Source organism: Methanobacterium formicicum DSM 3637 (assembly GCF_000302455.1).
GTDB lineage: Archaea > Methanobacteriota > Methanobacteria > Methanobacteriales > Methanobacteriaceae > Methanobacterium > Methanobacterium formicicum_A.
Genome location: NZ_AMPO01000001.1, coordinates 354,430 through 372,470, shown reverse-complemented (window position 1 = coordinate 372,470; position 18,041 = coordinate 354,430). Strand labels below are relative to the sequence as shown.

Annotated in this window: 14 protein-coding genes; 5 read left to right on the top strand and 9 right to left on the bottom strand. The window is 40.0% G+C overall.

Translation table 11 applies throughout. The annotated features are described in order from the left end of the window. Window positions 1-55: 55 nt before the first annotated feature. From A994_RS01770 to cfbB, 3 genes are all read right to left on the bottom strand, one after another. On the bottom strand, window positions 56-886 hold the full coding sequence (locus tag A994_RS01770) for a F420-dependent methylenetetrahydromethanopterin dehydrogenase (protein ID WP_004029542.1): 831 nt from the start codon (window positions 884-886) through the stop codon (window positions 56-58). A gap of 479 nt (window positions 887-1,365) precedes the next feature. Next, the gene (locus A994_RS01765; RefSeq protein WP_004029541.1) at window positions 1,366-2,538 is read right to left on the bottom strand and encodes an oligosaccharide repeat unit polymerase family protein; all 1,173 of its coding nucleotides are present in this window, start codon (window positions 2,536-2,538) and stop codon (window positions 1,366-1,368) included. 638 nt (window positions 2,539-3,176) lie between these two features. After that, on the bottom strand, window positions 3,177-4,529 hold the full coding sequence (gene cfbB / locus A994_RS01760) for a Ni-sirohydrochlorin a,c-diamide synthase (protein ID WP_004029539.1): 1,353 nt from the start codon (window positions 4,527-4,529) through the stop codon (window positions 3,177-3,179). A 166-nt stretch (window positions 4,530-4,695) separates the two neighbouring features. On the opposite strand from cfbB, the gene A994_RS01755 reads away from it, so the two are divergent. Continuing rightward, window positions 4,696-5,820, top strand: coding sequence for a radical SAM protein (locus tag A994_RS01755; protein ID WP_004029538.1), 1,125 nt, complete (start codon window positions 4,696-4,698; stop codon window positions 5,818-5,820). Window positions 5,821-6,184: 364 nt separating this feature from the next. On the opposite strand, the gene A994_RS01750 is transcribed toward A994_RS01755, so the two are convergent. From A994_RS01750 to A994_RS01735, 4 genes are all read right to left on the bottom strand, one after another. Next, complete coding sequence (locus A994_RS01750) at window positions 6,185-6,613, bottom strand: hypothetical protein (protein WP_004029537.1); 429 nt, start codon at window positions 6,611-6,613, stop codon at window positions 6,185-6,187. Then, window positions 6,610-7,398, bottom strand: coding sequence for a ParA family protein (locus A994_RS01745; RefSeq protein ID WP_004029536.1), 789 nt, complete (start codon window positions 7,396-7,398; stop codon window positions 6,610-6,612). The genes A994_RS01750 and A994_RS01745 overlap by 4 nt, the downstream gene beginning before the upstream one ends. 257 nt (window positions 7,399-7,655) lie before the next feature. Continuing rightward, a complete protein-coding gene (locus tag A994_RS01740) occupies window positions 7,656-8,861 on the bottom strand; it encodes a M24 family metallopeptidase (RefSeq protein WP_004029535.1) in 1,206 nt (401 codons plus the stop codon). 226 nt (window positions 8,862-9,087) lie between these two features. Then, the gene (locus A994_RS01735; RefSeq protein WP_004029534.1) at window positions 9,088-10,929 is read right to left on the bottom strand and encodes a threonine--tRNA ligase; all 1,842 of its coding nucleotides are present in this window, start codon (window positions 10,927-10,929) and stop codon (window positions 9,088-9,090) included. 430 nt (window positions 10,930-11,359) lie between these two features. On the opposite strand from A994_RS01735, the gene ilvD reads away from it, so the two are divergent. The 4 genes from ilvD to A994_RS01715 all read left to right on the top strand — a co-directional run bounded on the left by ilvD (window position 11,360) and on the right by A994_RS01715 (window position 16,146). Next, complete coding sequence (gene ilvD, locus A994_RS01730) at window positions 11,360-13,015, top strand: dihydroxy-acid dehydratase (RefSeq protein WP_004029533.1); 1,656 nt, start codon at window positions 11,360-11,362, stop codon at window positions 13,013-13,015. A gap of 9 nt (window positions 13,016-13,024) precedes the next feature. Beyond that, window positions 13,025-13,513, top strand: coding sequence for a signal peptidase I (locus A994_RS01725; protein WP_004029532.1), 489 nt, complete (start codon window positions 13,025-13,027; stop codon window positions 13,511-13,513). A gap of 148 nt (window positions 13,514-13,661) precedes the next feature. Next, a complete protein-coding gene (gene argS / locus A994_RS01720; RefSeq protein WP_004029531.1) occupies window positions 13,662-15,356 on the top strand; it encodes an arginine--tRNA ligase in 1,695 nt (564 codons plus the stop codon). A gap of 238 nt (window positions 15,357-15,594) precedes the next feature. After that, window positions 15,595-16,146, top strand: a complete 552-nt coding sequence (locus tag A994_RS01715) for a TetR/AcrR family transcriptional regulator (protein WP_004029530.1) — start codon at window positions 15,595-15,597, stop codon at window positions 16,144-16,146. Window positions 16,147-16,321: 175 nt separating this feature from the next. Here A994_RS01715 and argF read toward each other — a convergent pair whose 3' ends face one another. Then, window positions 16,322-17,227 (bottom strand): ornithine carbamoyltransferase, encoded by a 906-nt coding sequence (gene argF / locus A994_RS01710; protein WP_004029529.1) that lies wholly within the window; start codon window positions 17,225-17,227, stop codon window positions 16,322-16,324. A gap of 234 nt (window positions 17,228-17,461) precedes the next feature. After that, window positions 17,462-18,025, bottom strand: a complete 564-nt coding sequence (locus A994_RS01705; RefSeq protein ID WP_004029528.1) for a hypothetical protein — start codon at window positions 18,023-18,025, stop codon at window positions 17,462-17,464. Between the last annotated feature and the right edge of the window lie 16 nt (window positions 18,026-18,041).

The following is an 18,041-nucleotide window of genomic DNA, read 5'->3' as shown; positions in this document are numbered from 1 at the left end:
AATTTATCAAAAAATAAAAAAAATACAGTCCCCAAGGACTGTTTAAAGAATAGACTTATTCTGGTTTGGAAACTAACACGGTTTTGGACATGGTCTGTCCCTGAGCACCGTGTGGTTTACGCAGTACAGTGTCGTTTGCTTTTTCGATTTCACGTGCTTCAGTTGCGAGTTTAGCAGCTGTAGCAATGAGTTCGTGAGCTGAAGCCACGATAGGTACGTATTGTTCCATATCTTTAACCATGAAACAGCCTTTGAGGTCAATGTCACCCACTTTAGCAGCCATTTCGTAAGCAGCCATTGCTTTTGCTTTTGCGTATGGGCTGGCGAATCCAGCGGCTTCTGTAGCTTTAGCAGCGTCAATAACAACTTTTGGTAATTCAATGTCTTCTCCTGCTTCGCAGGCAGCGATCATTCCATCGATGGTTTCCTGTACCACACGGTATGCACCAGTGGCGGCCAGTACTTTTATTACATCTGCGTTGAATGAGGCCATTTCAGTTGGGTCCAGGAATTCTCTTCGAGCTCCGATCATTGGGTCTCCGAGAACAACGACGTATCCTAATCCCTGTTCATCCATTTCTTCCCTTTTACCCATTCCAGGAGCGTCACCAATGATTAATGCTGGGACGTCCATTCCAGATAATAATTCTCGAGCTTTAGCTGGTCCAGGAGCACCAGGGTTTGGGCTGATGAATATTACGAAATCAGGGTCGAAATCTGCAATTTTTGGTACGATTTCTTCAACCTGTTCTGGGTTCATCTTTGCTCCAGAGCTCACTCCTCTAACGTCTATGTTAGGTCGGTCTGCCCTCTCATCTAAGACTAAGTCAAGAACTGGAGAGGTACCTATGTTACCGCTTTTAATAACTCCTATTTTTACAACCATATTATCACCGATTTGCTATTTGAGAGATCGGCTTAAGTATTTTTTCATTTAATTATTAGGGGAAGGTTTATATAGGAGATTCAGAGGGCAAGTGGAAAGGCAGCTATTTAAAGAAATCAGATTCCATAATTAAAGCTCTTATTCGGATAAACAGGTTAATTAATTATTTATCAGTTTATTGCCTTCAAAGTTACAGGAGTGTTGATAACCCTATTGTATTACAAAAATAATATTCCTGATTAAAAAAGACGTGCATTTCCAGTGTAAAAAATTTTCCATTATTCCTTTAAAATGGAAAAAAGGGAGATTTTTTTGACTCCCTAAAAAATGGGATTGCTTGACCCCATATAGAAATATTCCATGGAGGATCCAGCTCGTTTTAATACCCTCATGTTCTTTATGAGTTACCTCAGGTTTTTTAGGTGTTACCCCAGGTTAGGGGTTACCTCAGGTTTTTTAGGGGTTATCCCTCATGTTCTTTATGAATTACCCTCAGGTTTTTTATGAGTTCTCATCAATTGAGTCGCATAAATAACCACTGCAATTAAGGCCAGGAAATAGAAGATGTAAACCACACTATCTGTGGGGCCTGTTTCCACCCATATCATGGTGTGAGTAAGCACGATTGCATACAGGGCGGTGAATGCTCCGTTGGCCTTAATCTGGGTAGCGTATATTATCCTTAGTACTGCTCCAATTATGAACATCTGTATGGCCATGGCATAAAATCCAAAGTCCAGTACTGCTGGTCCGAATATGGTGGATGTGATACTGGTAGTTGGTGCACCACCGGGTAAAGGGTAATGAAGAACTACTTCTCCCACTATAACCCTGGGATGTCCTGTTGAGAATGCTTGCTGAAACAGAGTGCCTCCAGTGGTTCCTGCCATGTGGACGATCTTGTCAAAGACCATCATTGTAAATCCTGCCCGGTAAGCAACGAGCTGTAATGGATTCAATGCCCATTGCTGCCATTGAATAGACATGACAGCAATATAACCTGCTGCTACCCCTACTAAAGCAATTATAAGGAGAGAAATTAGTATATGGCTGGTTTTCATTCTTCTGGTGTAGTACAGGGTTATGAAACCACTGATGAGTATGGCCATGGTGGTGGTTCGGTACCCATTGATAGCAAAAACTCCCAGTCCTATGATAAAGAGAAGATAGTACCATTTACGTGGATATTTAGCCAGAAGAATGGTAATTGCTGGGAGAAACAGTGGGTATGCAAAACGCCATAAGTCTGTAGTGGCCTTGAACTTCAGGTAGCCGCTTAAGATTGGTATGCCCCCCAGGAGATAGAGATTTAGTATCTGCAGGAATATGGCAATCATTACTGCAGCAAGGACTACCCGCTCATCTAAGAGCATTCGCAGTTTATTGTACCATGGAGCAGAATCTTTTTCGCCAACGTTGGGCCCTCCAAAGAGCGATTTTAGTTTTTCGTTGTGATTGTAAATGAATTTTGGGAGGAATACTCCGGCAATGAAAAAAATGGTCCCTCCAAAAACATAGGCCCAGGTGGTACTGGAAATCCATTGTAAGTTTCTCAGGTGTTCCTGGTAAGCTATTGCTGCCAATGATACGTACAAAGCTATAATTATCACCAGAATGTAGGGTGAAAATATATCCACGCTTTTAAACTTCATAATCATTCTCCTAAAATGTTATCTTGACTTAAAATATTACCCGCATAGTTATCTTATGAATAAACCTGTATACATTGAAAACTTATTCAGTGTTGTATTGAGTTGTATTGAAATAAACTTTTAATAAAAAATATCAGAATTTTTTTCCTTTTTTGGAATTTATTTAGGTTTTAAGAAATTTTAAGATTTAAGATTTATAAGATTTGAGAATTTTTTTAAATTATTATTGTCTAAGTGCTTTATTCCTTTTGTTTATAAAACTTTTTAGTCAATGTATTGATTCTATCCTCAGCCCCATCCCTAATTTTACCTAAAATCAACTCACTTTTTTCTACTGTAGAAAAAATTACTCTAGAAGGAAAACCCCATAACAGGACCAGTAGTCTACAGTAGAAAAAATTCTTTATTTTTAATGAAAAAATGACCATATTGCAAGAATGTCCAATAAATTATCCAAAAATATTTCTACAGTAGAAAAATTAAAACCTTTAAAACAACATTTTTTTGGAATTAGGGGCGAAATTTATCTTAAAAAAAAATTCTGAAAAATTCAAAAAGAATAAATAATTGTAAAATTTTAAATTTGAAAATTAGATTTTAACAATCTAAACTTTATATTCTGATAATCAACTTTGAATTCAATAATCTTCTGCTGCAGTTTTAACCAATCGACTGGCAAAGGTAGGGCATGCTGCCACGTGTGTATGAACGTAACTGGCCAGGGTGTTCTTACTCATCAGCCCATCCATAGAATCAGTTACCCCTCTACCCCGTAGAATGTCAAATGCAAATTTCGGTTTACTGCCTTCCAGTTCCAGTTTAGAGTAGTGGAATTCATGACCATGGAATGTTTCACCTTCAGGGATGATGATGTTATCCTGTGCTGCCCTGGCAATAACATAACTCAGTGCCTGGGGTTTTTTGGTCATATGAGAATCGTAACCAAACACATCACACATCTGGTGCTGGTTTATGGAACGAGTGAGGTACATTAACCCCCCACACTCTGCATAAATTGGTCGTGCTTCCTGGTGGAACTTATTAATGGAACTACGCATGGCCCGGTTAGCTTCCAGTTCCCGGGCAAATATCTCAGGGTACCCTCCCCCTATATAGATTCCATCCACATCAGGCACTTCTTCATCGTGCAATGGGCTGAAGTAAACCAATTCTGCATTGTTATCTTCCAGTGCCTCCAGATTATCCTGATAATAAAAGGTGAACACCTCGTCCCGTGCAATACCCATTTTAACTTTCCGGTTGTTTTCCTGCTGGAAAAGTGGTTCTCTTCCTTCAGGCAGTTTCCCAGCACCTTTCATTATACTGGTAAGTGCATCCAGGTCTATGTTCTCCTCCATGACCCTGCCCCAGTCTTCAATGTTCCTCTTAATATTCTCCCTTTCAACTGCAGGCACCAAGCCAAGATGACGTTGTTCCACAGTAATGACATCATCCCGAGGAATACCGCCAATCACAGGAGTTTCAGCCAGTTTTTCCACAGCTTCCTTGGTTTTAAGGTAGTGTTTCCTATTTTTAACCAGGTTAAGGATAACCCCTTCGATCCTGATGGTGGGATCCAGGGTTTTAAAGCCGATTACAATAGCTGCAGCACTTTTAACAAGACTGCGAGAGTTTAAAATCAGAACAACTGGTGCGTTGAGTGCTTTGGCAATTGATGCTGTGTTCCCCACATCCCCAGTGGGGCTTATTCCCTCATAAAGACCCCTGACACCTTCTATAACTCCTACCTTTGAGTTTGAAATCTTCAATCCCCTTTCGAATGCCTCGCGGATCTGGCCGTCGCTCATGAAAAATGAATCCAGGTTTCGGCTGATGTTTCCAGTGGCCATGGTATGATAGGTGGTATCAATGTAATCAGGGCCCGCTTTATAGGGTTGAACTTCCTGTTCATGGGATAAGGCTTTCATTATCCCGGTGGAAATGGTGGTCTTACCCACCGCACTACCTGTGCCTGCCAGTACTAATCTCATATTTCTAATAAGAACTGTCTTTTATAATAAAAGTGGTGACAGATTTGAAAGACTATGGTAAAAACTTGAATCTAGTAAGATCTTAAATCTTCAATTCGGAAGACCATGCGTTTACTTCGCATCTGCTCTTTCTAAATTTTTATTAATCTTGGCCCACACATAATAAATGATGGAGATAGAAAAACTGCGTATTCTGGGTGAAGCCTCTCAATACGACCTCTGTAACTATGTGAGTCTGAATAAGGAGAATTTCACATCAGTAAACCTGCCAGGGATTTATCATGCCCGAACTCAAGGTGGTTGTCAGGTTCCACTATTTAAGGTTCTTATGAGCAACCACTGCACCAGTGACTGCAACTACTGTATCAACCACTGCCATAACCGTTTTAACAGGATTGAATTTTCACCAGAAGAGTTAATATCCGTTTTTCTTCATTACTATCAGAATCACTACGCTGAAGGGCTTTTTTTAAGTTCAGGAATGCCAGGGGATGCTGATGTGGCCATGGAGAATATGGTGGAGGTAGCACGTAAACTGCGTTTGGAGTATGAATATCAGGGTTACATACACCTTAAGGTAATTCCAGGGGCTTCTTATGATATGATTAAAAGGGCCATGAACCTGGCAGACAGGGTGAGTGTGAACCTTGAATCCGCCACTGAATCAGGTTTCCAGGAACTCACCAGCACCAAAGATTACCATAACGATGTCCTGCGGAGAATGAAATGGATCGGTCGCCTGAAGAAACGTCATCCTGAAATGGTCCCATCTGGTCAGAGCACACAGATAATCGTCGGTGCAAATAATGAAACTGATCAGGATGTTCTGAAACGAGCCCAATGGCTCCATAAACATTTAAATATCAATTTAAGTTATCTAAGTCCTTTCGAACCTCTTAAAGAAACTCCACTATCTGATCACACTAAACCTGAAGAGAAAAGAACCCCCCGCCTTTATCAAGCTCAGTTTCTTCTGAATTCATATGGTTTTTCACTGAATGAGATTATTCTGGATGATGATGGTTTCATTCTCCTGAATGAAGATCCTAAATTGCTCTGGGCAAAATCTCACCCAGAAGAATTCCCGGTGGAGGTAAATGAAGCCAGTTTTAAACAGTTGATGCGTATCCCTGGAGTAGGAAAAAAATCTGCCCAGAGGATCACCGATGCCCGTAGAAAAGGAGTGAAATTCAACAAAATGGAAGAGCTTAAGAATTTAGGTGTGGTGACCAAAAGGGCTGAGCCATTCATCCAGTTGAACCATGCCAGACAGACCACACTGTCTTTTTAAAAATACTACCATTTTAAGGAATTATTTTTTTAAGTTGAATCATTACGTGTTTAAATTTGATTATTTTACTTGTTTAAATTGTATCATTATACTGAATTTTTAATATACTTTTAAATATACTGGATTTTTTTATAATTTACTGGATTTTTTTACTATATTTTTTATTAAACTGTTTTATAAGTGTCAAAATTGCACCAATAAGTTAAATTACACCTTAAAATTTGTAAATTATAATTCACCCCCAAAAAAATAAGAAACCCCACCTAGGATCAAAAAATAATGAAGTTATAAGTTATAACTAATAAGTTCTAACTTATAATTAATTATAACTTATAACCAACCACCCCCGTATAACTTATAAATTCTAAAAATCTTCGTTATCAAACATTTCCCAGATCTCAGGATATTTCTGTTGCACTGCCTCTTCAATAAGGGCAGATGCTTCTTTACTTATACTGAATGCAGGTTTAGTATTCTTTAAAAATCTTAAAACGGCCGCGGATCTGGCTGACCATAGGGATATACGAGGGTTTTTACGCACATCCAACACCACTCCATCAATGATGACTCTATCCGGATCTTCCTTGGCCTTTCTGGGTTGTTTTTTGGTTTTTTGAGGGCTTTTAACCTTTGAAGAATTTCTGGCAACTGTTTTTTCAGGAGTTTTCTTCTTTACAGGTGCTATTTTTTCACTCTTACCCTCTTTCAGTTTATCCTCATTTTTAGGCTTTTCTTTCCGAATAAGGGCATCTAAGCCTCTTCCAAGTGCACTCTCCCCTTTTTTAGCAGTCATTTATTGCCCTCCCCATCAGATTCATTTAGTGATAAAAATTCCTTGGCAAGGTCATTGTAGGCTTCAGTTCCTATACATTCATCATCATAAATAATACAGGGCTTCCCATGGCTGGGGGCTTCGGCCAGTTTAACATTCCGAGGGATAGTGGTTTTAAAAATGTATTCAGTATCACCGAAGTACTGTTTTACATTCTGGTAAACATCCCTACCCAGTCGAGTGCGAGAATCATAGAGGGTGATTAATATTCCCTTTATTGGCGAAGGACTGTTTAGACGACTTTCAACCAGTTTCATGGCATCTAAAAGATCAGCCATTCCCTCCAGGGCATAAAATTCGGCCTGGATAGGTATGATAACACTATCTGCAGCTACCAGGGCATTTATGGTTAGAATACCAAGAGAAGGAGGCACATCCAGCAGAACATAATCATAATCATCCAGAAGACCATCCATGGATTCTTTTAATATGAATGGGAATCCAATATCTTTACTGAGCTCTATTTCAGCCCCGCTGAGTGAGATATGACTGGGAAGAAGGTCCAATTGGGAAATTTCAGTGGAAACAATTGCCTCCCCTACGGTTTGTTCACCAGTTAAAACCCTGTAAACTGAATTTTCCTCGTTTTTCTCCACCCCAAATGCAGTGGTGGCATTGGCCTGAGGGTCCATGTCAATTACCAGAACTTTTTTCCCTAAAAGTGCTAATGCCGCTGAAAGGTTTACCGCAGTGGTGGTTTTACCGCAACCACCCTTCTGATTGAGTATAGATATTACTTCTGCCATAATGGTTCTCCAATTATTTTTTAAAATCCAATTGTATTTTTTTTAAATTTTTTGATACAGACTGTATGTATGGGCTGTTTTCTTATAAATTATAAGTTATTAAGTATAAGTTATAAGTTATAATATTTAAAGTTTCCATATACAATATAATTAAATTCAAAGGGACGAAAGACATGAAAAAAATTTGGGGAATATGTGTACTCAATGATTAAAAATGAAAATCTGAAAAAAAAATAAAATAAAAATTTAAACTTTATTCAAAAGATAGGGATCATTCCGGGATGGTTCCCGGTGATGCATTCCCCACCACTAGCTGTGACAATGAAGGTATTCTCAATTCCTACCATCCCAATATCTTTAATTCCTTTTTTAGGTTCCACTGCAAAGGCCATGCCTTCCTGGAGTGGTTGGTCGAATCTTTCTGCAATCACCGGGAGTTCATCAATCAACAGGCCTATTGCGTGCCCTAAAAACTTTACCTTACGTGGTCCGAACCCCATGAAGTTCTCCAGAAAATCATCATCCAGGTTATCCATAATGTCACCATATATCTGGGAGGGAATTGTACCGGGTTTCAACATTCGGGCGATTTGGTTCTGGATTTCCACACACCTCTGGTGGGCTTCCAGGGCATGTTCAGGTAATGTGCTGCCATACATGTAGGTCATGGTCTTATCGGTGTTGTAACCATTTACAGCACAGCCTACATCTACAAATACCAGGTCACCTTTTTCCAGTTTTCGATTACGACTCCCTAAGACTGGTGCTGCTGGGCTTATCCCACGAGTTCCACTGGCACCGTCAAAATAGGTGGGATAAATGGAACTATCACCAAAACCAACATGTCCCACTACCATTTCGTTATCGAACATTCCAAAACGGGTTAATCCATCATGACCTTCATTTACCAGAGTTTTGAAGATTTCAACAGCCAGATCTGCTTCACTCATACCCTCCTGCAACATTTCAGGCACCATGTCTTCGGTAACCTTTTGATGGATTTTCCCTGACTTCCTCATGAAAGATAGCTCGTATTCACTTTTAACTGCCCTCACAGCAGCTAATTGTTGATCAACTGGTTTGAATTCTTTGAAAGGGAAGTGTTTGGTAAAACGCTGGTACAGTGCCAGGGGTACCACTTCAGTTTCCAGATAAACTGTATCTGGAAGAGTTTTAATTTCCTTACGAGCATCCCGGAAACTTTTCATTGGTTTAATATAGGGGAATAATGATTCATCCATTGCTCGTTGGTAACTGCGCCGTACCCATAAAATGGGATCTTCTTCACAGGGAATTAAAAGTATGCCCTCCTGCATGGTGCCGGTGAAGTAGTAAATGTTGATTTTACTGAAAATTACTGCCATTTCCCATCCCGGGTTTGAAACGTCCATTATGGCCTTAAAAGATTTTATCCTACCTTCGATCTGGGATAAAGGAACCTTTTCAATTAAAGCATTTTTCATTGCATTTATCTCCCACTACTTTACCAGTAATTTTAAAGGAACATATTCTTTATTTAAGGAAACATATTCTTCTAAAGAAGTACGTTCTGTTGAGAACACGTCCGTAAAAAGATGATATCCTCCTAGAAGAACGTATTTTTCTTGTAAATTATAGGCTTACACTTAAAAAAAACCTGAAGTGTTTAAAAAATGTTTAAAAGTTAACTTAAATTTAGATGATCTAAATTTAGAAGTTAACCCTTCTTGAGATGTCCATTGGAAGAGGTAGTGGCCTGTAGGGCATTCCTTCAGTTTCCAGTTTTATGACATCGATGAGTTCCTGAAGGCCCATGGATACCTTTTGACCGGTTTCTCTAACGTTAACTGTTAATTCAGAACCTCCTTCAATTTCACGGTCCCCAATTACAATAACATAGGATGCCCATTCTCCACCAGCATTACGGATCTTTTTACCCACTGTTTCTGGGCGGTCATCCACGTCCACACGTATATGAGCGTCCTTGATTTGCTGTGCCAGTTTATTTGCATACTCCATGTGTCGCTCTGCTATTGGTATGACTCGCACCTGGGTGGGTGCCAGCCACACCGGTAACATTGGGACTTTTTCTTTCATGTCCAGTGCTGATTTTTCAAGCAAACTACATATAACCCGTTCAATACTTCCGGTAGGACTGCAGTGTAAGATGAGAGGGTGGTGTTCATGCTCCTCAGAGTCAATGTAGTTGATTCCAAATCTTTCCCCACTTTCCACGTCAATCTGAATGGTAGGATTTTCAATTGGCCTTCCCAGGGCGTCAATAGCTGCAAAGTCCATTTTACATATCCAGTAGTGTTTACGTTCCGGTAGGATCTCCATCAGAACTGGTTTTCCAATCATGGCTGCTGCTTTGTTGATCCAGTCCTGATTTTCCTGCATGAAATCTGCTGTAGCCCGAAGTATAACTTCGTAATTGACATCCAGGTCTTCTCCAGTCTTTTTACACATTTCAATCTGGCCTTCAAACTCTTCCAGTGACTGGTCCAAGTCAGCACAAACTGTGTGCAGGTCAGGCATGGTGAATCCACGGAGTCTTTTTAATCCCACAACTTCTCCCTTTTTCTCCAGACGGAAACTGTAGGTTGAAAGCTCGTAGATACCCACTGGCAGGTTTTTCCAGGTTAAGAATGAGTCTGCCAGGATTCTGAATGCTCCGAAACAGGCTGCGAATCTGAGCATGAGGTCTTTTTTACCGCTGGTCATCCGGTACTGCCTTTCTCCGAATTTTTCTGCGTGCACCCGGATGGCATCATCGGCCAGGTCGTACATGATTGGGGTTTCCACTGGCATTGCCCCGCGGTCGGTTACCAGGTTGTAAACATAATCCGATAACAGGTCACGGATGAGCCTGCCTTTAGGGTACCAGCGGAGGTGTCCCACATCTGCAGATGGTTCGTAATCGGCTAGTTTTTTCTCACGCATGAGTTTCACGTGTGGGGGTTCTTCACCAGTTGATTCTCCCCTTCCTAGTTCATAATCCACCAGTTTTTTAAGGTCCTCATTCTGGTAATTGTAATTCTCGGTGTCCAGAAGTTCACCATCTGTTAATATGTAAAATTCTGATTCTTCACCATCTTCAGATTCATCTTTCTTTGTTTCCGCGGCTTTCTGGGAGGTTATGCTACGGGAAAGTTCAGATAGAGGGTGTCCCTTGCAGGAGACTTCGAATGACTTGTACCATCCGAAGGGTACTCTGCTTACCACCAGATCTCTGGTCTTGAGTTCTGATTCAAGGTTGGTGAGTATCTTCTTGGCTGCATCAGGTGCACCTAATGATGAGCTTAAATGGGCATAGGGATAAATTACGATGTTTTCTGGTTTAACTTTCCCGGATACATCCAATATTTCCTGCACAGCGTTTTCAACCACTGCAGTTGGGTTTTCTTCATCTTCCTTTTCCACGGCAGTGAAAACCACCAGTGCGTTTTCAAATTGGCCTTTCTTCTTTTCGTCTTCTATTTCCTCTGCAATTCGTGTTTTGGATTTGGTCTGGTACTTCAAATGATCAGAATGAATCAAAAGTATGCGCATACTACCACCTTAATATAAACTCAGTTAATTATATGATTGAGTTAACCTATTACCTATGTTAACCATTATCTTTTTTAGAACTTAACCTTAAGAATAAAATTCTGTCTTGATGTTATTTATAAGCTACCTCTTAAATTAAAAATGGACTTACCCTTTACCATAAAATTAGTTCAATAGGAGAATGATTTCACCAGGATAAACTTATAATAGGCCATTCATTTAATATTAAGTAAAAATAAAGTTAATAACATTAATTTGACCAATTTATGAATTTATTTATCCGTAATCATGAAATAACATGATAATATGCTGTTTCATACACTTCATAATTCAATCCCTAAAAAGAGATAGCATTTAAAAAGCTGTTGTGACAATATTTATAACATTATAAGTTTGCAATATTTTATTTTACTAAATCACAGGTGATTGGATGAGAAGTGATAACATAAAAAAGGGTATCCATAGAGCCCCCCACCGTTCCCTTTTAAGGGCTTGTGGAGTAACCGATTCTGAAATGGATAAACCATTCATTGGAATAGCTAACAGTTTTACCGACATAGTTCCAGGACATCTCCATTTAAAACAGATTGCAGATGCAGTTAAAATGGGAATAAATCAGGCTGGAGGTGTGCCTTTCGAGTTCAGCACCATGGCTATTTGTGATGGAATTTCCATGAATCACGACGGAATGCGCTATTCACTGGCCAGCAGGGAAATTGTGGCGGACACTGTGGAAAGTATGGCCCAAGCCCACAGTTTAGATGCTCTGGTCCTTATACCAACCTGTGATAAAACCGTTCCCGGCATGCTCATGGCAGCTGCCCGGCTGGACATACCAGCAATAGTAGTTACCGGGGGCCCCATGCTCCCTGGAGAATACAAAGGAGAAGTAGTGGACTTTATAAACGTTTCCGAAGCAGTAGGGCAGGTTTCAGCTGGGAAAATGAGTGAAGAAGAACTGGACGAACTGGAACGTTGCGCCTGTCCAGGTGCAGGATCCTGTGCCGGGCTTTTCACTGCCAACAGCATGGCCTGTTTAACTGAGACCATGGGAATGAGCCTACCTTACTGTGCCACCACCCATGCAGTTGATGCCCAGAAAATCCAGCTGGCCAGAAAATCCGGGGAGAAAATAATGGAACTGGTGGAAAAAAACATCACCCCATCCATGATCATGAGCCAGGAAGCTTTTAACAACGCCGTTGTTGTTGATCTGGCACTGGGAGGATCCAGTAACACCGCCCTACACTTACCAGCCATTGCCCATGAACTGGAAGAGAAGGGAGTTAAAGTTAATCTGGACCTTTTCGACTATTACAGCAGGAAAATACCACACCTGGCTGCAATCAGCCCTTCAGGTAAACATACCATGCTGGACTTGCACAAAGCAGGAGGTATTCCTGCAGTTTTAAAAGTTTTAGGAGATAAAATTGTTCAAGAAGCTCTTACCTGTACTGGTGACTCCATCGGCAATAATATCATCGATGCAGAGGTTTTGGATGATTCAGTTATTCATTCACTGGACAATCCAGTGCACCAGGAAGGAGGTATTGCGGTTTTAAAAGGAAATCTTGCCCCCAATGGTTCTGTGGTTAAGCAGGCAGCAGTCAACCCGGACATGTTGACCCACCAGGGCCCAGCCCGAGTCTTCAACAGTGAAGAAGAAACCACCAAAGCCATATTCGAGGGTAAAATCCAGGAACAGGATGTAATTGTGATTCGTTACGAGGGGCCCCGTGGGGGTCCTGGTATGAGGGAAATGTTAAACCCCACATCGGCAATATCTGGAATGGGAATCAAATCCGTTGCACTCATAACCGATGGCAGATTCTCTGGAGGAACTCGAGGTCCATGTATCGGACATGTTTCGCCAGAAGCTATGAGTAATGGTCCTATTGCCGTGGTGGAAGATGGTGACATTATAAAAATAGACATACCCCAGAGGAAACTGGAACTCATGGTAGATGAAGATGAAATCAAGCAAAGGCTTCAAAACATCAAACACCCTGAAAAACCATTGAAAGGATGGTTAGCACGTTACAGTAAAATGGCCAGTTCTGCTGATGAAGGTGCAGTTCTAAAATAGGGTGGTTTAATGGCCAAAAAGAGGAATAATAAAGTTAAACAAAAACCTAAATCCCCTCCTAAGGAAAAATCCAGTAGTATGGGAAAGGAAATAGCCAGTTATGTTATAATCATACTGGTGGGGATTATACTGGCCCAGCACCTGAATGTGGTGGTTTCTGGAAGTATGGAACCAGTCTTCTACCGGGGAGACGTGGTGGTAATAGAAAAAACCAACCTGTTTGGTATCCAGGAAGTTAACCCCACTGATCTGAATGTAGGAGATATTATCATATACAATGCCACCTGGTTCCCTGAACCTGTTATCCATCGTATAATCAGCATTCAGACCGGATCGGATGGACAAAAATATTACGTTACCAAGGGAGATAATAATCCCAAACCAGACCCGAGTTTGGTTTCAACAGGACAGGTACAGGCCAAAGTAGTGAGTATTGGTAACCAGCCCCTGGTAATCCCTAAAATTGGTTACATAACCCTATGGATCCGTGGATTATAATCCACTGATTCTGCTTTATTTTACAATCCACTAAATTAATTTACTAAACTAAATCAATCTACTAATATCATACACCTACAATAAAAAAATTGATTATCATAAAATTAACCACTATTATCAAAAAAACTCCCACTTACAAGGTGAATTCATGTACAGAAAACTGGAACAATATGCTATTCAATCCGTGAAAAAAACAATTCAAGATCTCGGATGGGAAGAACCCTCTGAAATCAAATTTGAAGTACCACCCAACTCCAATATGGGTGATCTGGCCACTTCCGTGGCTTTTCAATTAGCTTCATCACTTAAAAAATCTCCAGTGGAGATTTCACAAAACATTTCAGGTAACATTGAAATTATACCTCCTTTTAAAAAAGTAGAATCCAAAGGACCCTATGTTAACTTTTTCTTTGACCCGGAAATGTTCTCACGGATGGTTCTTGAATCAATTCAGGAAGACTACGGTGCTCTGGAAAACAAGCAAGAAAAAGTAATCCTGGAGCACACTTCTGCCAATCCCAACGGACCATTACACATTGGACACATCAGAAACGCAATTATAGGCGATTCACTGGCCCGAGTTCTTAGAGCAGCTGGTTTCCAGGTGGAAACCCAGTACTACGTTAATGATATGGGACGACAGATAGCCATGATCGTTTGGGGACTTCAAAACCTGGACTACCAGATGGATCCTGATGGAAAGAAAGATGTGGAGATAGGGAAACTTTACTTCCAGGTTAACCAGAAATTAAAAGCAAATCCAGAAATTAAAAGCCAGATAGATTCTATCCTTAAAACATACGAGGAAGAAAACCCCCCGGAACTGGAATCAATGTTTAAGGAAGTGGTTAGTAATTGCCTGGAAGGGGTGGAAAATACTTCCCGCCGTATGAACATCACCCACGACGCATTCGTATGGGAGAGCCAGTTTGTCAGGGACGGTTCAATGAAGAAAATACTGGAAACCCTGGATGAATACACCAAACAAAATGATGTGCTCTACCTGGATCTTACTGATTACGGAATTGAAAAAGAACTTATTTTAACCCGTTCAGATGGAACATCCCTTTACAGTACCCGAGACTTGGCCTATCACTTGCAAAAATCTGAAAACTCAGATCAGGTGGTGGATGTTCTGGGTTCGGATCATAAACTGGCCATTGACCAGTTAAAAATTGCCCTGGGCTTATTAGGGGGAAAAAGTCCGGATGTTATTTTCTACGAGTTCATCACCCTGCCTGAAGGATCCATGTCCACTCGGAGGGGAGTGTTCATCAGTGTGGATGAGCTGATAGACGAAGCCACCCAGAGGGCCAGGGTAGAACTGGATGAGCGAAGACCGGAACTGGGTGAAGATGAGAAAAAGAAAATTGCAAAAATCATCGGTGTGGGAGCTATACGCTATTATATTGCACGATTATCCCCAGAAAAGCACATTGTATTTAAATGGGATGAAGCATTAAGTTTTGAAAGAGGATGTGCATCTATCCAGTATGCTCATGCCCGAGCATGTAAATTACTGGAAAAAGCAGGCGGATTCACTCCATCAGAGGTAAAAATGGATACTTTGAACTTCCATGATCTGGATACACTGGAAGTCGACCTCTTAAAAACCCTGGCTAAATTCAGTACCGTTATTGAAGATTCAGCTAGAGACCTGAGAGTTCATTCTGTGGCCCAGTACGCCCTTGAAGTGGCTGGTGCCTTCAATAAATTTTATAAATCAGTTCCAGTGATTGGATCTGAAAAAGAATTCTTAAGACTTCTCATGGTAGACAAATCCCGCATAACCATTAGAAATTGCCTTGATCTACTGGGAATAGAAGCCCCGGTATCAATGTGAGTAGTGGATAAGAATAAGAGAGAATACTTATGATGCAAGTTAAGGTTCTAAACCTTATTAAATTAAGGTTCTTAAACCTTTATTAAAGTAATTGAATATAGAGAACACATCTTGATATAATTAGCTGATTCTTAAAATGTAGAATTAGGTGATGATTATTAAGCTGTTGATTATTATAAGATTATTATAAAACATTAAAACAAATTTATTTAAGAAAATGTTTCAAGGGATGTATTTAATGTCTACTAATACTGAACAAAAAATATTAGACGCTGCTTTAAAAGTTTTCTCAGAAAATGGTTATACTGGTGCTAGAACCAGAATAATCGCCGAAAAGTCTGGTTTTACTGAGATGACCCTTTTTAGAAAGTTCGAAACAAAAGAAAATCTTTTTAATAAGGTTCTAACTGTAAACAAACAGAGGGTAATGGAAGATGTTAATTCCCTACTGGTTCTAGATGAGGAAGTAACAGACCCTAAAACCCAATTCAAATCCTTAATCCTAAATTTAGTGGATTTAGTTGATAAAAACTTTGAATACGTGAATATAATCGTTTATGAACGAGACAATGTTTCCAATTCCATTACTGAAATCTTCATACTGCATCTGTCTAAGTTCCTGGAAGAAATATTCCCTCAAAAAAATGTGGATCCTACTGTGCTGGCCTACATGATCTTGAGCTTCCTGTATTTCATCACTCTTAACCGAAAAACAGGACAGGCGTATTTTGATTTGGACAAAGCTGTTGAAGAATTTATAGATTATCATTCCAGATGCCTGGAAGTATAATCTCATTTTCCACCTATTTTTTCCGCTTTTATTTTTTTAAAGTTTTTTTAAATCTTTCCATTTCTCACAATGATAGCTATCATTAACTATTTTTGGAATAGTGTTTTTGGAATAGTGTTTTTTAATGAAAATTGGTAACCTTAACAAATTCACACAGAGTAAATTCAAATTTTCTTCAACTCTTCATTAAGAGGTACATTATAGCTTTTTGCACATGTAAACGGTTCTCAGCCTGATCCCACACAGCTGATTGCGGACCATTTAAAACTTCTTCAGTTATTTCCTGACCCCTTATAGCAGGGAGACAGTGCAGGACCATAGCATCCTCGGCAGCCATTGCCAGGATATCCTGGTTAACCTGATAATCATGCATGTCTTTTATTCTCTGGGCTTCTTCGGCTTCATCACCCATACTAACCCATACATCAGTGTAAATTACATCAGCATCCTTAACTGCTTCTGCAACATCACTGGTGATTTTAATAACTGAACCTGATTTTTCAGCAATCTTCTCTGCCTCTTCTAAAATAACCTGATCAGGCTCATAACCTGGAGGACAGGCTACAGTGAAATCCATGCCCACCATGGCTGTTGCCAGCAATAGAGAGTTACATACGTTGTTCCCATCACCCATAAATGTCATCTTAAGGTCTAAAGTGTTTTTGCGCTCCAGTATGGTGAAAATATCAGTAAAGGCCTGGCAGGGGTGTTCTAGATTGGTTAAACCATTTATCACCGGGATATCTGCGTACTTGGCAAACTGGAGGACATCATCGTGCTCACGTGCCCTGATCATAATTCCATCTACATAACGACTCATTGCCCGTGCAGTGTCCGGAATGATCTCTCCTCGCCCTAGCTGAAGGTCTGAAGCGGATAAATACAGTGGATGTCCACCTAACTGGTACATACCAACTTCGAAGGATATCCTGGTTCTGGTTGAAGATTTTTCAAAAACCATAGCCAGTGATTTGCCTTTTAATGGTTTTTCAGGTCCTTGTCCTTTTTTAAACTCTTCTGCTTTTTCCAGTATTTCATCCAGATGGTTTCGCGCGTCTTGCGCGGATAAAAGATGTTTCATATAACTCATCCCTTAAGTTAATCCTTATTTTTAAATAAAAATTGATAGCGAAGTAATGATAATTTTGTTTTTATTATTATGAGTTTGTTATTACTTCTGAAGATGGAATATCTACTGATACCTTTACTTAAAGTTTATGACCAGGATAAAATTTTTTGGTGATATTCTACAGAGATGATTTTCGAACATCACAGCAACTCATAATATCACAGCAAATCTTAGAACATGCAATATTTAACCGAATTCAAGCCTGTAAACCCGTTTAATCGCCTCAAGCTCTTTTTCACTGTTTTTTAATTTTTCCTCAACTATACTGACCTTTACCAAATTCCGAATCCATTCTTCACGGAGATTTTCAGATTCTTCAGCAGGATTATCCATAAGCCTATTATGGGCTTCTTCTACCAGTTGCTGATGTTTGATAATATCCTGCTGTGCTTCATCCCGGTTTGATTTTGCCTTTTTAAAAAGTTTGGACAGGCCTTCCCTTATCTCTTCATCTACTAATGACTTGGAATTAGAAATCTCCTCTTTAAGATGAGCAATTTCTTTATCATTCCGTTGCAGGCCATTGCCTAACTGGTCTAACTTACTCTTTGTGTTTTTTATTTTTTGAGGGTCTTCCCATGTATTGAATGATAAAATTTGAGATTCCAGCGTTAGAATCTCAGCTTTTATCCGGGCATTGTCTTGCAGGGCCTGGTCCAGTTTCAACTCATTGTCCAGTATTTCGCGTGCTATTTGCTTAATTCTTTCAGCATTGGGCAGATTATTCAGGTATCTTCTGGATCTGGTCATTTAAACCCCCCTAACC

Excerpts from the sequence above, each read along its gene's own strand:
- A994_RS01755 (WP_004029538.1), top strand. The coding sequence starts at position 4,696 with ATGATGGAGATAGAAAAACTGCGTATTCTGGGTGAAGCCTCTCAATAC.
- cfbB (WP_004029539.1), bottom strand. The coding sequence starts at position 4,529 with ATGAGATTAGTACTGGCAGGCACAGGTAGTGCGGTGGGTAAGACCACC.
- A994_RS01735 (WP_004029534.1), bottom strand. The coding sequence starts at position 10,929 with ATGCGCATACTTTTGATTCATTCTGATCATTTGAAGTACCAGACCAAA.
- A994_RS01725 (WP_004029532.1), top strand. The coding sequence starts at position 13,025 with ATGGCCAAAAAGAGGAATAATAAAGTTAAACAAAAACCTAAATCCCCT.
- A994_RS01765 (WP_004029541.1), bottom strand. The coding sequence starts at position 2,538 with ATGAAGTTTAAAAGCGTGGATATATTTTCACCCTACATTCTGGTGATA.
- argS (WP_004029531.1), top strand. The coding sequence starts at position 13,662 with ATGTACAGAAAACTGGAACAATATGCTATTCAATCCGTGAAAAAAACA.
- A994_RS01770 (WP_004029542.1), bottom strand. The coding sequence starts at position 886 with ATGGTTGTAAAAATAGGAGTTATTAAAAGCGGTAACATAGGTACCTCT.
- A994_RS01745 (WP_004029536.1), bottom strand. The coding sequence starts at position 7,398 with ATGGCAGAAGTAATATCTATACTCAATCAGAAGGGTGGTTGCGGTAAA.
- A994_RS01715 (WP_004029530.1), top strand. The coding sequence starts at position 15,595 with ATGTCTACTAATACTGAACAAAAAATATTAGACGCTGCTTTAAAAGTT.
- A994_RS01705 (WP_004029528.1), bottom strand. The coding sequence starts at position 18,025 with ATGACCAGATCCAGAAGATACCTGAATAATCTGCCCAATGCTGAAAGA.
- A994_RS01740 (WP_004029535.1), bottom strand. The coding sequence starts at position 8,861 with ATGAAAAATGCTTTAATTGAAAAGGTTCCTTTATCCCAGATCGAAGGT.
- A994_RS01750 (WP_004029537.1), bottom strand. The coding sequence starts at position 6,613 with ATGACTGCTAAAAAAGGGGAGAGTGCACTTGGAAGAGGCTTAGATGCC.
- ilvD (WP_004029533.1), top strand. The coding sequence starts at position 11,360 with ATGAGAAGTGATAACATAAAAAAGGGTATCCATAGAGCCCCCCACCGT.
- argF (WP_004029529.1), bottom strand. The coding sequence starts at position 17,227 with ATGAAACATCTTTTATCCGCGCAAGACGCGCGAAACCATCTGGATGAA.